Origin of the sequence: Stenotrophomonas sp. 24(2023), assembly GCF_030913365.1 — a bacterium.
In the GTDB taxonomy this organism is placed as follows: Bacteria; Pseudomonadota; Gammaproteobacteria; order Xanthomonadales; family Xanthomonadaceae; genus Stenotrophomonas.
The window spans coordinates 3,297,047-3,311,790 of the sequence record NZ_CP133160.1 but is presented as its reverse complement, the minus strand read 5'-3'; the positions used below and the strand labels follow the sequence as shown (position 1 = coordinate 3,311,790).

Sequence of the window (14,744 nt, the reverse complement as noted above, 5' to 3'; positions counted from 1 at the left end):
ATGGATGCCGCAATGAACCTGCGCCGGGTCGCCGTGCTCGGCGCCACCGGCTCGATCGGTGCTTCGGCGCTGGACGTGATCGCACGCCACCCGGACCGCTTCCAGGTCACCGTGCTGGCGGCGGGCCGCCAGCTCCAGGCGCTGCTGGACCTGTGCCGCACGCACCAGCCCACGCACGCGGTCATTGCCGACGAACAGCTCTACCCGGCCCTGCGTGACGGCCTGCGTGCGGCCGGGCTGGCCACCCAGCCCCATGCCGGCAGTGCCGCGCTGGACCAGCTGGCCGCCAGCGATGCCTGCGACACCGTGGTGGCCGCCATCGTGGGGGCGGCCGGGCTGTCCTCCACCCTGGCCGCCGCCGCCGCCGGCAAGCGCATCCTGCTGGCCAACAAGGAATCCCTGGTGCTGGCCGGCGAACTGCTGACCCGCACCGCCGAGCGGGCCGGGGCCGAGATCATCCCGATCGACAGCGAGCACAGCGCGATCTTCCAGTGCCTGCGCTCGCGCGATGCCAGCCTGGACGGTGCCGGCGTGCGCCGGATCCTGCTGACCGCCTCCGGCGGGCCGTTCCGCGGGCGCCGCCGCGCCGACCTGGAACAGGTCACCCCGGCGCAGGCCGTGGCCCACCCGAAGTGGTCGATGGGGCCGAAGATCTCGGTCGACTCGGCGACGTTGATGAACAAGGGGCTGGAAGTCATCGAGGCCCACCACCTGTTCCACGTGCCGGCGCAGCGCATCCAGGTGCTGGTGCACCCGCAGAGCCTGGTGCATTCGCTGGTCGAATTCATCGATGGCTCCACCCTGGCGCAGATGGGCCTGCCGGACATGCGCACCACCCTGGCCGTCGGCCTGGGCTGGCCGCAGCGCATCGAGGCCGGCGTGGGCGGGCTGGACCTGTTGGCCCAGGGCCGGCTGGATTTCGAAGCGCCCGACACCGACGCCTTCCCCTGCCTGGCCCTGGCCTGGCAGGCCATGGATGCCGGCGGGACCGCACCGGCGGTGCTCAACGCCGCCAACGAAGAGGCGGTTTCAGCGTTTCTTCAGGGCCGCGTCGGTTTTCTTGCCATTCCGGCCCTGGTCGCTAACGCTCTGTCAACACTGCCGGCCGAGCCTGCCGATACACTGGAGGTCCTGCTGTCCGCCGACCAGCGTGCCCGCCAGCTCACCCTGAACGCCATCGCCGCCGCCTGAGTTCCCGCCTGAATGACGCCGACGTCCCACCTTGCCACCGTGAGCTGCCATGACTGACTTCCTCGGTTCGGTCTGGTGGATGATCGTCAGCCTGGGCCTGCTCGTGACCTTCCACGAGTTCGGCCATTACTGGGTCGCGCGCCGCTGCGGGGTGAAGGTGCTGCGCTTCTCGGTGGGCTTCGGCCGCCCGCTGTGGTCGCGCCGCGACCGCCACGGCACCGAGTTCGCCATTGCCGCCATACCGCTGGGCGGCTACGTGAAGATGCTGGATGAACGCGAAGTGGAGGTTCATCCGCATGAACGCGGCCAGGCCTTCAACCACAAGTCGGTCTGGCAGCGCATCGCCGTGGTCGCTGCCGGGCCCCTGGCCAACCTGCTGCTGTGCGTGCTGCTGCTGTGGGCGATGTTCGTGCTGGGCAAGCAGGATTATTCGGCGACCCTGGGCCGCACCACCGGCATCGCTGCGGCTGCCGGCCTGCACGGCGGCGACCGCGTGCTGCGCATCGACACGCGCACGGTGAACACCGCCGGCGAGGCCAGCATGGCACTGACCGCCGCGGCGATGGACCGGCGCGATGTCACCGTCGAGGTGATGGACGCCAACGACGAGGTGCGCACCCGTACCCTGCCGCTGTCGCAGCTGCCGGCCGGTTTCGACGAACGCCGCGTGCCCCTGCTGGCGGGCATGAGCTGGCAGTTCTGGCAGCAGCCCCCGCGCGTGGACGGGGTGATCGAGGGTTCGGCCGCCGCCGGCGTGCTGCAGCCCGGCGACCTGATCGTGGCCATCGACGGCCAGCGCATCGACGGCGCCGACCAGGTGGCCACCGAAATCCAGGCCCTGGGCCGCCGTGGCGGGCCGGGCATGATCGATGTCCTGCGCGGTGGCGAACGCCTGGCCCTGGAGGTCACCCCGCAGCAGGGCAAGGACGGCAAGGGCCAGCCGACCTGGCAGCTGGGCATCCGCTACCCCGAAAGCTACACCCCGGCCTACGACACCGTGCTGCAGTACGGGGTGTTCGGCGCCCTGCCGGTCGCCCTGGGCGAAACCGGCCGGATGGCGGCCGATTCGCTGGCGATGATGCGCCGCATCGTCACCGGACATGCTTCGCTACAGAACGTTTCCGGCCCGGTGACCATCGCCCGGGTCGCCAACCTGTCGGCCAAACGTGGCCTGGACTGGTTCCTGCAGTTCCTGGCCCTGCTGTCGCTGAGCCTGTGCATCATCAACCTGCTGCCCATTCCCATCTTGGACGGCGGCCACCTGCTGTATTACCTTATTGAGTTGGTCAAGGGCAGCCCGCTGAGCGAGCGTGCCATCGCCGCAGGTCAGTACATCGGCCTGGCGCTGCTGGCCGGGCTGATGGGGTTGGCGTTCTACAACGACCTCCTCGGCCTGGTCCCGCGATGAACTTTTCCACGTTGTCGCCGTCTACACCGTCGGCATCCCGCACCAATGAAATCGACCTTCCAACCGGACGTGACATGACGCGACTCCCCAATCGCCGCCTGCTGGCCCTCGCCCTCGCCGCCGTCACCGGCGCTCCCGCCCTGGCCCAGGCAGCCGAGCCCTTCACTGTCAGCGACATCCGCGTCGATGGCCTGCAGCGCATCAGCTCGGGCACCGTGTTCACCTACCTGCCGGTGGAACGTGGCGAAACCCTGACCGACAACAAGGTCGGCGAGACCATCCGCGCCCTGTACAAGACCGGCTTCTTCGAGGACGTGCAGATCGACCGCCAGGGCAGCATCCTGGTGGTGACGGTCAAGGAACGCCCGGCGATCAACAAGCTGACCGTGACCGGCAACAAGGACATCAAGTCCGAGCAGCTGCTCAAGGGCCTGTCCGACATCGGCCTGACCGAAGGCGGCACGTTCGACCGCCTGAGCCTGGACCGCGTGACCCAGGAACTGCGCCGCCAGTACAACGACCGCGGCAAGTACAACGTCGAGATCACCCCGACGGTGAGCCCGCTGGACCGCAACCGCGTGGACATCGCCATCGCCATCAAGGAAGGCAAGGCGGCCAAGATCCGTCACGTCAACCTGGTCGGCACCGAGAAGTTCAACGCCGAGGACATCCTGGATACCTGGGAGTCGAAGGAGCACAACTGGGCGTCGTGGTACCGCCGCGATGACCAGTACTCCAAGGAAAAGCTGTCCGGCGACCTGGAAAAGCTGAACTCCTGGTACCTGGACCGCGGCTATGTCGATTTCAGCGTCGATTCGACCCAGGTGTCGATCAGCCCGGACAAGCGCGACATGTTCCTCACCGCCGGCGTGACCGAGGGTGAGCAGTACAAGATTTCCGAGATCAAGGTCACCGGCGACACGATCCTGCCGCAGGAAGACGTCGAGCGCATGGTCATCCAGCGCTCCGGCGACACCTTCTCGCGCGCGCTGCTGGAGTTCAGCTCCAACACCATCACCAACTCGCTGTCGAACATCGGCTACGCCTTCGCCAAGGTGAACCCGATCCCGACCACCAACCGTGCCGAGCGCACGGTGGCCATCAACATGCAGGTCGTGCCCGGCCCGCGCGTGTCGGTGCGCCGCATCGTGTTCAAGGGCAACGCCCGCACCTCCGACGAAGTGTTGCGTCGCGAAATGCGCCAGTTCGAGAACAGCTGGTATTCGCAGGCCGCCATCGACCGCTCCAAGATCCGCCTGCAGCGCCTGGGCTACTTCGAGTCGGTGGACGTGGAAACCCCGGCGGTGACCGGCAGCAACGACCAGGTCGACGTGGTCTACAACGTCAAGGAAACCACCTCCGGCAGCTTCGTGTTCGGCCTGGGCTACTCGCAGTCCTTCGGCATGACCACCTCCGTGCAGCTGTCGCAGAACAACTTCCTGGGCGGCGGCAACCGCGTGTCCGTGGAAGCCTCGCGCAGCAGCTACCTGCAGCGCTACGGCTTCAGCTACACCAACCCGTACTTCACCGATGACGGCGTGTCGCTGGGCTACAACCTGTCCTGGCGCGAACTGGACTACTCCGACTTCAACACCGCGCAGTACAACAGCACCAATGGTTCGGCGCAGGTGGTGTTCGGCGTGCCGATCACCGAGACCGACACCGTCTCGCTGATGTTCGGCATCGACAGCAACCAGATCACCACCTACCCGGGCTCCACCCCGCAGTCGATCATCGACTACATCAACGTGCTGGGCAGCAAGACCTTCCACGCGTGGCGCACGGAGCTGGGCTGGGCACGCGACTCGCGCAACGACTATTTCATGCCGACCCGCGGTACCTACCAGCGCGTGGGCCTGGAAACCACCCTGCCGGGCTCGACCATCGAGTACTACAAGCTGAATTACCAGATCAGCAAGTACTGGCCGATCATGCCGTCGCTGGTGATCAACACCCGCGCCGAAGTCGGTTACGGCGACAGCTATGGCAAGGACAAGACCGCGATGGTGCCGGACAAGGACGGCAACCTGCGTCCGGTCACTGCCAAGGGCCTGCCGTTCTACGAGAACTTCTACGCCGGCGGCACCAACTCGGTGCGCGGCTTCGAAGACAACACCCTGGGCCCGCGCGAAGTGACCAACGGTTATCCGGAAGGCCAGCCGCTGGGTGGTTCGCTGAAGACCGTCGGCTCGATCGAAGCCTACTTCCCGCGCCTGTTCGACAGCCCGTCGGCCCGCGTGTCGGCCTTCGTGGACTTCGGCAACGTGTACAACGGCGTGGACAACTTCAAGGCCAACGAACTGCGTGCCTCGGCCGGTGTCGCCCTGCTGTGGCGCGCCCCGGTGGGCCCGATCTCGATCAGCTACGCCTTCCCGTTCAAGAAGGAAGACAACGACAAGATCGAGCGCCTGCAATTCACCTTCGGTGGCCAGTTCTAAGAACTGACCACCGAAGGTGCGCCGCGGCTTGCTACGCAAGCAGCGGGTCCCGACCTACCACCTATCCCCCGCGCCATTGGCGCGCCCCCCTTAACAGAAGGGGGGCTCTCCACCAGACGGGTATCGAAGCGCCGGGCATCGCCCGGCGTTTTCGTTGGTGTGGCCTGGGGAGGCGGGGAACCGTCGAGGCTGGGCGGGGCTGCCTGTGCAGGACCGTCCACGGCATGGATGCCGTGGACGAGCCCCCATGGATGGGTTTACGGCGTGTCCTGCACAGGCAGCCCCGCCCAGCCCCCTCGTCACAATCAGGCGCCTCAGGCCCACCCGCATGACCGGACTGTCGTCACACGGTAAACTCCCGCCGTGAATACTCCTACCTACACCGCCCAGCAACTTGCCGAGCAGTTTGGCCTCCAGGTCCACGGCGACCCGTCCGTGGCCATCCACGGCGTGGCCACGCTCGCCCATGCCGGCCCCGGCCAGCTGACCTTCCTTGCCAACCCACGCTACCGCGCCCAGCTGTCAGGCAGCCAGGCCTCGCTGGTCGTGCTGCGCGCGGACGACGCCGAAGCCGCGCCCGGCAGCGCGCTGATCGCCAAGGACCCGTACACCACCTTCGCCAAGATCGCCGCGCTGTTCGACATCGCGCCGACCCGGCCGCCGGGCGTGCACCCCAGCGCCGTCATCGATCCCAGCGCCCAGGTCGCCGCCAGCGCCCACATCGGCCCGTTCGTCACCCTCGGCGCGCGCAGCGTGGTCGGTGAGAACTGCATCATCGGCGCCGGCAGCATCATCGGCGAGGACTGCTCGCTGGACACCGGCTGCGAACTGATCGCCCGCGTCACCCTGGTCACCCGCGTGAAGCTGGGCAAGCGCGTACGCGTGCACCCCGGCGCCGTGCTCGGCGCCGATGGCTTCGGCCTGGCCATGGATGCCGGCAAGTGGATCAAGGTGCCCCAGCTGGGCGGCGTGCGCATCGGCGATGACTGCGAAATCGGCGCCAACACCTGCGTCGACCGTGGCGCGCTGGAAGACACCGTGCTGGACGAAGACGTGCGCCTGGACAACCTGGTGCAGATCGCCCACAACGTGCAGATCGGCGCGCACTCGGCCATCGCCGGCTGCACCGGCATCGCCGGCAGCGCCAAGATCGGCCGCTACTGCCTGCTCGGCGGCCACGTCGGCGTGGTCGGCCACCTCGAGATCTGCGACAAGGTCGTCATCACCGGCAAGTCGGTGGTGCGCAATTCCATCCATGAGCCGGGCGAGTACTCCTCCGGCACCCCGTTGACCGACAACCGCACGTGGCGCAAGAACGCCGCGCGCTTCAAGCAGCTGGACGTCCTCGCACGTCGCGTCCTGGCTGCTGGCAAGGAGAAAGAATGAACGACACGCTGCAGCTCCCCATCGATGTCCTGCAGATCCAGGAGCTGATCCCCCACCGCTACCCGTTCCTGCTGGTGGACAAGGTGCTCGAGCTGGACATCGAGGCCAAGCGCATCCTGGCCCAGAAGAACGTCAGCATCAACGAACCGTTCTTCCAGGGCCACTTCCCGGGCCGCCCGATCATGCCCGGCGTGCTGATCATCGAAGCCCTGGCCCAGGCCGGTGGCGTGATGACCCAGCTCTCGCTCGGCCGTGACGCGCAGTCCAAGCTGTTCTACATGGTCAAGGTCGAAAACGCCCGCTTCAACAAGCAGGTCGTCCCCGGCGATGTGCTGATGCTGGACGTGCAGATGAAACGCCTGATCCGCAACATGGGCTGGTACTACGGCGAAGCCAAGGTCAACGGCGAGGTCGTGGCCTCGGCCGAGGTCATGTGCGCAGGCGCCAAGGGCTGAGTTACCAGGGAGGCAGGAATGACTGACAACGCACCACGCATCCATCCCACCGCGGTCATCGACCCGTCCGCACGGCTGGCCGACGATGTGCAGGTGGGCGCCTTCACCCTGATCGGTGCCGATGTCGAAATCGGTGCCGGCACGGTAATCGGCCCGCACTGCAGCATCCATGGGCCGACGAAGATCGGCCGTGACAACCGCTTCATCGGCCACGCCGCCATCGGTGGCGAACCGCAGGACAAGAAGTTCGCCGGCGAACGCACCGAGCTGGTGATCGGCGACCGCAACGTGATCCGCGAATTCGTCACCATCAACCGCGGCACCGGCGGCGGCGGCGGCATCACCACCGTCGGCGATGACAACTGGATGCTGGCCTACACCCACGTGGCGCACGACTGCCATGTCGGCCACCACTGCGTGTTTTCCAACAACACCACGCTGGCCGGCCATGTGACCGTGGGCGACTACGTGATCATCAGCGGCTTCGCCGGCGCCCACCAGTTCTGCCGCATCGGTGCGCATGCCTTCTTGGGCATGGGCGCGCTGACCAATGGCGATGTACCGCCGTTCACCATGGTCGGCACCGATTCGCTGGGCCGTCCGCGCGGCATCAACAGCGAAGGCCTCAAGCGCCGTGGCTTCGATGCCGAACGCATCACCGCCATCAAGCGCGCCTACCGCACCCTGTACGTGGCGGGCCTGCCGCTGGCCGATGCCAAGCAGCAGCTGGCCGAGCAGGCCCGTGACAGTGATGACGTGAAGGCCATGCTGGACTTCATCGACCACGCCGAGCGGCCCCTGCTGCGATGAACCAGGGTTCGGGCCAGGCGCCGGCAAGTGCCGAGGTGATCCCGCTGGCCGCCTTTGCCGCCAGCGCCGGTGCACTGCAGCCCCGGGTCAGCAGTGAACGGCCCCTGCGCATTGCCCTGGTCGCCGGCGAAGCCTCCGGCGACCTGCTCGGTGCCGGCCTGATCCGCGAACTGAAGGCCCGCTTCCCCAATGCCGAGTTCGCCGGCATCGGCGGCGACCAGATGCGCAACGCCGGCTGCCAGACCTGGCACGACGCCAGCGAACTGGCGGTGATGGGCCTGACCGAAGTGCTGCGCCACCTGCCGCGCCTGCTCAAGCTGCGCTCGGCGTTCCGCCAGCGCGCGCTGGACTGGCAGCCGGATGTGTTCATCGGCATCGACGCGCCCGACTTCAACCTGGGCATCGAGCGCTGGCTCAAGCAGCGCGGCATCCGCACCGTGCACTACGTCAGCCCCTCGGTCTGGGCCTGGCGCGAGAAGCGTGCGGAAAAGATCGGTGCCAGCGCCGACCTGGTGCTGTGCCTGTTCCCGATGGAACCACCGATCTACGCCCGGCATGGCGTGGACGCGCGCTTCGTCGGCCACCCGATGGCCGATGACATCCCGCTGGAAAGCGACCGCGAGCAGGCCCGTGCCGCGCTTGGCCTGCCGTCCAACGCCAAGGTACTGGCGGTGTTGCCGGGCAGTCGGCTGGGCGAGATCTCCAAGCTTGGCGAAGCCTTCTTCGAGGCCGCCTGGCAGGTCTCCGAGCGCATTCCCGGGCTGCATGTGGTGGTGCCGGCAGCCAATCCGGCCTGCCGCCGCCTGATCGATGAACAACTGTCGCGCTCGGCGTTGCCGGTCGCCTATTCGCATGTGCTCGATGGCCAGGCCCGCACGGCGATGATCGCCGCCGACGTGGTGGTGCTGGCCTCCGGCACCGCCACGCTGGAAACCATGCTGGTGAAGCGCCCGATGGTGGTCGGCTACCGCGTGGCCGAACTGACCTACCGGCTGGTCAAGGCACTGGGCCTGATCAAGGTCACCCGCTTCGCGCTGCCCAACATCCTGGCCAGCGCCGACCTGGCACCGGAACTGATGCAGCACGACTGCACCCCGGACAAGCTGGCAGCCGCCATCCTGCAGTGGTTCGACCACCCGCAGCGCATGACCGGCATCCAGGCCACCTACGTGATGCTGCACGAGCGCCTGCGCCGCAATGCCTCGGCACGGGCCGCCGATGCCGTGGCCGACCTGCTGCTGCGCACGCTGCCGCCGGAGACGGCGTGAGCCGGCGCGCGGCTGCCGCCGCCAGCCTGGCCCTGTTCGACAGCTGTCCCCCGCCACCGGTGCCCGACCGGGTGGCGGGCGTGGATGAGGCCGGCCGCGGCCCGCTGGCCGGCCCGGTCGCGGTGGCCGCCGTGGTATTCGATCCGGACAAGCCACGCATCAACGGGCTGGATGACTCCAAGCAGCTCACCGCCGCACGCCGTGAACAGCTGTACGACCGCATCCAGGAACGGGCGCTGGCCTGGCATGTCGTGCTCATCGATGCATCGACCATCGACCGCCTGAACATCTACCAGGCCACCCTGCAGGGCATGCGCGAGGTGGTGGCCGCCGTCGCCCACGCCGCCCAGCTGGCCCGCATCGACGGCAACGTGGTGCCCAAGGGGCTGGTGCTGCCGGGGCAGGCCCTGGTCGGCGGTGATGGCATCGACCGCGCGATCATGGCCGCCTCGATCCTGGCCAAGGTCAGCCGCGATCGCTACATGGACCAGGTGCACGCCCGCCATCCCGAATACGGTTTCGACCGGCACAAGGGCTATGGCACCCCGGCCCACCTGGCTGCGCTGCGCCAGCACGGCCCCTGCCCCGAACACCGGCGCAGCTTCGCCCCGGTTCGTGACTGCCTGGCAACCGTCGGCTGAACCGCCGCCGGGCATGACGCCGCGCCGCGCCCACGCACCGGTAGCGCCAGGCCAGGCCCGGCGGGATTCGTGAAACCGGCGTACCGTCAAGTCCTTGTCGCATCCCCCGCCCCTCGCTACCCTGACCGGGCACTCCAGCGCTCCGTGACCCCGGCGACGAATCCCGCGTCCGCACCCGGGGCCCCTGCGCTCCAACCTGGTCCGGCATGTCCACTTCCCGCTTCGTACATCTCCACGTCCACACCGAGTTCTCGCTGGCGGACTCGACCATCCGCGTGCCGGCCAAACCGGACCAGGCGGACCCGAAGAAGGCCAAGCAGGCCAACCTGCTGTCGCGTTCGGTCGAGCTGGGCCTGCCGGCGCTGGCCGTCACCGACCTGAACAACCTGTTCGCGCTGGTGAAGTTCTACAAGGCCGCCGAAGGCGTGGGCATCAAGCCCATCGCCGGCGCCGACGTGCTGATCGCCGAGGAAGGCCAGGACCCCTGGCGCATGACCCTGCTGTGCCGTGACCGCGAAGGCTACCTGAGCCTGTCGCGCCTGCTCACCCGCGCCTGGATGGAAGGCCACCGCGCCGAAGGCGGCGTGGCCGTGCACCCGGACTGGCTCAAGGCCAGCAACGCGAACCTGTTCGCCCTGGCCGGCCGCGAGAGCCTGGCCGGGCGCCTGGCGCTGGACGGCAAGCACGAGCTGGCCGAGCAGCAGCTGGCCGACTGGCAGCGCGTGTTCGGCGATGGCCTGCACCTGGAACTGACCCGCACCGGCCGTGAGGGCGAGGAAACCTTCAACCAGTTCGCGCTGATGGCCGCCGGCCAGCGCGGCCTGCCGGTGATCGCCAGCAACGACGTGCGCTTCCTGTCGCCGTCGGACTTCAGCGCGCACGAGGCGCGCGTATGCATCGCCTCTGGCCGCGTGCTGGACGACCCCAAGCGCCCGCGTGACTACAGCGACCAGCAATACCTGAAATCGGCCGAGGAGATGTGCGCGCTGTTCGCCGACATCCCCGATGCGATCGACAACACGCTGGCGCTGGCCGAGCGCTGCAACATCGAGATGCGCCTGGGCACCTACTTCCTGCCCGACTACCCGGTGCCGGACGATGAAACGCTGGACAGCTGGATCCGCAGCGAATCGCGCAAGGGCCTGGCCGCGCGCCTGGAGAAGAACCCGATCGCCGCGGGCATGACCGCGCAGGATTACAGCGACCGCCTGGAATTCGAGCTGGACACCATCATCAAGATGGGCTTCCCCGGCTACTTCCTGATCGTGGCCGACTTCATCCAGTGGGGCAAGGCGCAGGGCATTCCGATCGGCCCAGGCCGCGGTTCCGGTGCCGGCTCGCTGGTGGCCTGGGCGCTGCAGATCACCGACCTGGACCCGCTGCCCTACAACCTGCTGTTCGAGCGGTTCCTCAACCCCGAACGCGTGTCGATGCCCGACTTCGACATCGACTTCTGCATGGACCGGCGCGACGAAGTCATCGACTACGTGGCACGCAAGTACGGCCGCGAGCGGGTCAGCCAGATCATCACCTACGGCACCATGGCGGCCAAGGCGGTGGTGCGCGATTCCGGCCGCGTGCTGGGCTTCCCGTACGGCCTGGTCGACGGCGTGGCCAAGCTGATCCCCAACATCCTCGGCATTTCGCTGAAGGATGCGATGGGCGAAGGCAAGGACAGCGAGATGGCCTCGCCCGAGCTGATCCAGCGCTACCAGAGCGAGGACGATGTCCGCGACCTGATCGACCTGGCGCGGCAGCTGGAAGACCTCACCCGCAACGCCGGCAAGCACGCCGGCGGCGTGGTCATCGCCCCCGAGCCGTTGAGCGAGTTCTGCCCGCTGTTCGCCGAACACGATGAGGACGGCCGCGGCAAGAACCCGGTCACCCAGTTCGACAAGAACGACGTGGAAGAAGTGGGCCTGGTGAAGTTCGACTTCCTCGGCCTGCGCACGCTGACCATCATCGACTGGGCGGTCAAGGCGATCAACAAGCGCCACGAGCGCGCCGGCATTCCGCCGGTGGACATCGCGCAGATCCCGCTGGACGACGCACCGACCTACAAGGACATCTTCGCCAACGGCAACACCGGCGCGGTGTTCCAGTTCGAATCCTCGGGCATGCGCCGCCTGCTGAAGGACGCGCGCCCGGACCGGTTCGAAGACCTGATCGCGCTGGTGTCGCTGTACCGGCCCGGCCCGATGGACCTGATTCCCTCCTTCAACGCGCGCAAGCACGGGCAGGAAGAGATCATCTACCCCGATCCGCGCACCGAAGCCATCCTCAAGGACACCTACGGCATCATGGTGTACCAGGAGCAGGTGATGCAGATGGCGCAGATCGTCGGCGGCTATTCGCTGGGCGGCGCCGACCTGCTGCGCCGTGCGATGGGCAAGAAGGTGCCGGCGGAAATGGCCAAGCACCGCGAGATCTTCCGCGAAGGTGCGGCCAAGGGCGGCGTCGACGGCCCCAAGGCCGACGAGATCTTCGACCTGATGGAGAAGTTCGCCGGCTACGGTTTCAACAAATCGCACGCTGCGGCCTACGCGCTGGTCAGTTACCAGACCGCCTGGCTCAAGCGCCATTACCCGGCCGAATTCATGGCCGCCACGCTGTCCTCGGACCTGGACAACACCGAAAAGGTGGTCGGCTTCCTGGACGAGGTGCGCAACCTCGGCCTGACCGTGCTGCCGCCGAAGGTGAACCAGTCCGCCTTCATGTTCGAAGCGGTCACGCCGGACACCATCCAGTACGGCCTGGGCGCGATCAAGGGCGTCGGCCAGGGCGCCTGCGAAGCGGTGGTGGACGAGCGCCTGAAGGCCGGCAACTACACCGACCTGCTGGATTTCTGCACCCGCGTCGGCTCGGCCAAGCTCAACCGGCGCACGCTGGAAGCGATGATCAACTGCGGCGCGCTGGACGAGCTGGGGCGCAACCGCGCCTCGCTGATGCTGCAGCTGCCGGAAGTGATCAAGGCCACCGACCAGATGGCGCGCGAGCGGGCCTCCGGCCAGAACTCGCTGTTCGGCGGCCCGGACCCGAGCACGGTGTCGATCCAGCTGGACCTGCCCGAAGCCGAGGAATGGCCGCTGCTGCAGCGCCTGGGCGGCGAGCGTGACACGCTGGGCTTCTACCTCAGCGGCCATCCCTTCGACCCCTACCGCGATGACGTGCGCGACCTGGTCGGCAACGACCTGGGGGCGGTGGAAAGGATCTGGAGTGCCAACAGCAACAGCGGCGGCGGCGGCGAGAAGCGCTGGCGCCCGGAAGTGCAGACCGTGCTGGCCGGCCAGGTGGTCGGGGTGCGCCGCAAGGGGGAAAGCCAGATCTTCATCCAGCTCGAGGATGGCCGTGGCCGCGTGGAATGCAGCGCCTTCTCCGACGCCATGGCCGAATTCGGCCACCTGATGACCAAGGACCGCATCCTGGTGGTCAAGGGCGGCCTGCGCGAGGACGAGTTCAACGGCGGCTACGCGCTGCGCATCCGCCAGTGCTGGGATTTCGACGAGGTCTGCGCCAACTACGCCACGCGCCTGTCGCTGCGCCTGGACCTGCGCCGCGAGCGGCCCGTGTGGGAGCGCATCAACGCCCTGCTCGACCGCCATCGCCCGGGCCGGACCCCGCTGCGCCTGGACCTGCTGCTGCAGGGCAGCGCCGGCGGCGTGGCCGGCATGCTGGATGTATCCGGCGACAGCGCCGTGCGCGTGGATTCACGGCTGATGGAAGCCCTGCGCGCCGACCCGGCCGTACGCACCCTCAAGGTCCGCTACAGCCCGCCCTGGGCCAGCTGAGGCCCCACCCGGCCGGGTACCGCCGTGCGCCTCCAGACAGGGGCGTACGGGGGATCTGCCTGCGTTGGGCTACACTTCCCCCCTTCTTTAGCACGACGGCTTCCGATGAATCCGAACTACCTCGACTTCGAGCAACCCATCGCCGACCTGGAAGCCAAGATCCAGGAACTGCGCAGCGCCAGTGCTGGCCCGGCGGTCAATGTCGAGGCGGAAGTGCATGCGCTGCAGGACAAGCTGCGCCTGCGTACCGCACAGATCTTCCGCAACCTCAGCTCCTGGCAGGTGCTGCAGCTGGCCCGCCACCCGTCCCGCCCGTACACCGCCGACTACATCCGCATCATCTGCGATGAGTTCCAGGAACTGGCCGGCGACCGCGCCTTCGCCGACGACAAGGCCATCATGGGCGGCCTGGCCCGCATCAACGGCCGCGCGGTGATGGTGATCGGCCACCAGAAGGGGCGCGACACCAAGGAAAAGATCAAGCGCAATTTCGGCATGCCCAAGCCGGAGGGCTACCGCAAGGCCCTGCGCCTGATGAAGATGGCCGAACGTTTCGGCCTGCCGGTGCTGACCCTGATCGACACCGCCGGCGCCTGGCCGGGCATCGACGCCGAATCGCGCGGCCAGTCCGAGGCGATCGCGCGCAACCTGATCGAAATGGCCGAGCTGAAGGTGCCGGTGATCTGTACCGTGATCGGTGAAGGCGGTTCCGGCGGCGCACTGGCGCTGGGCGTGGGCGACCGCACCGTCATGCTGGAATATGCCGTCTATTCGACCATCACCCCGGAAGGCTGCGCCTCGATCCTGTGGAAGGATGCCGGCAAGGCCAAGGACGCCGCCGAACAGCTCGGCCTGACCGCGCCGCGCCTGAAGAGCCTGGGCTTGGTGGACAAGGTCGTGCGTGAACCCACCGGCGGCGCCCACCGCAACCCGACGCAGATGGCCAAGCGCCTGAAAGCCGTGCTGCTGAACGAACTGGATGCGCTGGAAAAGCTTTCCACCGAGCAGCTGCTGGAACAGCGCTACGCGCGCCTGCGCAGCTACGGCACGTACGAAGCCGCCTGATTCATCGGCTCGTTACTTTCTTGCTCGTGCAAGAAAGCAACCAAAGAACACGCCGCCGAACGCGAGCCGGTGCTATGCACCGGTTCCCTGCGCTTCTCGGTGAATCAGGGGACGGCGCCGAACTCGCTGCGCTCAGACATCGGCGCCTCTTCGCCCCTGTTTCACCTGCGATGCTCGGCTCGCTCATGGCGGACCTGAACATCAAAAGCCATAGCTGCACCCAGTAGATCCACGCATGCGTGGATGCCTTTGCTTTGGCGAAGAATCACGCGACCCCGTAGAGCCAAGCATGGC

The 14,744-nt window shown here is 67.6% G+C and carries 9 protein-coding genes and 1 pseudogene; all 10 read left to right on the top strand.

Going from position 1 to position 14,744, the window contains the following annotated elements; genetic code table 11:
* The 10 genes and pseudogenes from Q9R17_RS14995 to Q9R17_RS14950 all read left to right on the top strand — a co-directional run bounded on the left by Q9R17_RS14995 (position 1) and on the right by Q9R17_RS14950 (position 14,450).
* A complete protein-coding gene (locus tag Q9R17_RS14995) occupies positions 1-1,191 on the top strand; it encodes a 1-deoxy-D-xylulose-5-phosphate reductoisomerase (protein ID WP_308155397.1) in 1,191 nt (396 codons plus the stop codon).
* A gap of 49 nt (positions 1,192-1,240) precedes the next feature.
* Entirely contained in the window at positions 1,241-2,599 is a 1,359-nt protein-coding gene (gene rseP, locus Q9R17_RS14990) for an RIP metalloprotease RseP (RefSeq protein ID WP_308155396.1), read from the top strand.
* A 74-nt stretch (positions 2,600-2,673) separates the two neighbouring features.
* Positions 2,674-5,037, top strand: a complete 2,364-nt coding sequence (bamA, locus tag Q9R17_RS14985; protein WP_308155395.1) for an outer membrane protein assembly factor BamA — start codon at positions 2,674-2,676, stop codon at positions 5,035-5,037.
* Between the two features lie 363 nt (positions 5,038-5,400).
* On the top strand, positions 5,401-6,423 hold the full coding sequence (gene lpxD / locus Q9R17_RS14980) for a UDP-3-O-(3-hydroxymyristoyl)glucosamine N-acyltransferase (protein ID WP_308155394.1): 1,023 nt from the start codon (positions 5,401-5,403) through the stop codon (positions 6,421-6,423).
* Positions 6,420-6,878 (top strand): 3-hydroxyacyl-ACP dehydratase FabZ, encoded by a 459-nt coding sequence (gene fabZ, locus Q9R17_RS14975; protein ID WP_308155393.1) that lies wholly within the window; start codon positions 6,420-6,422, stop codon positions 6,876-6,878. The genes lpxD and fabZ overlap by 4 nt, the downstream gene beginning before the upstream one ends.
* Before the next feature lie 18 nt (positions 6,879-6,896).
* Positions 6,897-7,688, top strand: a complete 792-nt coding sequence (gene lpxA, locus Q9R17_RS14970; RefSeq protein WP_308155392.1) for an acyl-ACP--UDP-N-acetylglucosamine O-acyltransferase — start codon at positions 6,897-6,899, stop codon at positions 7,686-7,688.
* A gap of 98 nt (positions 7,689-7,786) precedes the next feature.
* Positions 7,787-8,956 (top strand): annotated as a pseudogene (lpxB, locus tag Q9R17_RS14965) (lipid-A-disaccharide synthase); the annotation flags it as partial.
* Complete coding sequence (locus Q9R17_RS14960) at positions 8,953-9,597, top strand: ribonuclease HII (RefSeq protein ID WP_308155391.1); 645 nt, start codon at positions 8,953-8,955, stop codon at positions 9,595-9,597. The pseudogene lpxB and the gene Q9R17_RS14960, both read left to right, overlap by 4 nt.
* Positions 9,598-9,803: 206 nt before the next feature.
* Positions 9,804-13,385: a DNA polymerase III subunit alpha gene (dnaE, locus tag Q9R17_RS14955; RefSeq protein WP_308155390.1), complete on the top strand. Its 3,582-nt coding sequence runs from the start codon at positions 9,804-9,806 to the stop codon at positions 13,383-13,385.
* Positions 13,386-13,490: 105 nt separating this feature from the next.
* The gene (locus Q9R17_RS14950; protein ID WP_308155389.1) at positions 13,491-14,450 is read left to right on the top strand and encodes an acetyl-CoA carboxylase carboxyltransferase subunit alpha; all 960 of its coding nucleotides are present in this window, start codon (positions 13,491-13,493) and stop codon (positions 14,448-14,450) included.
* Positions 14,451-14,744: the final 294 nt, after the last annotated feature.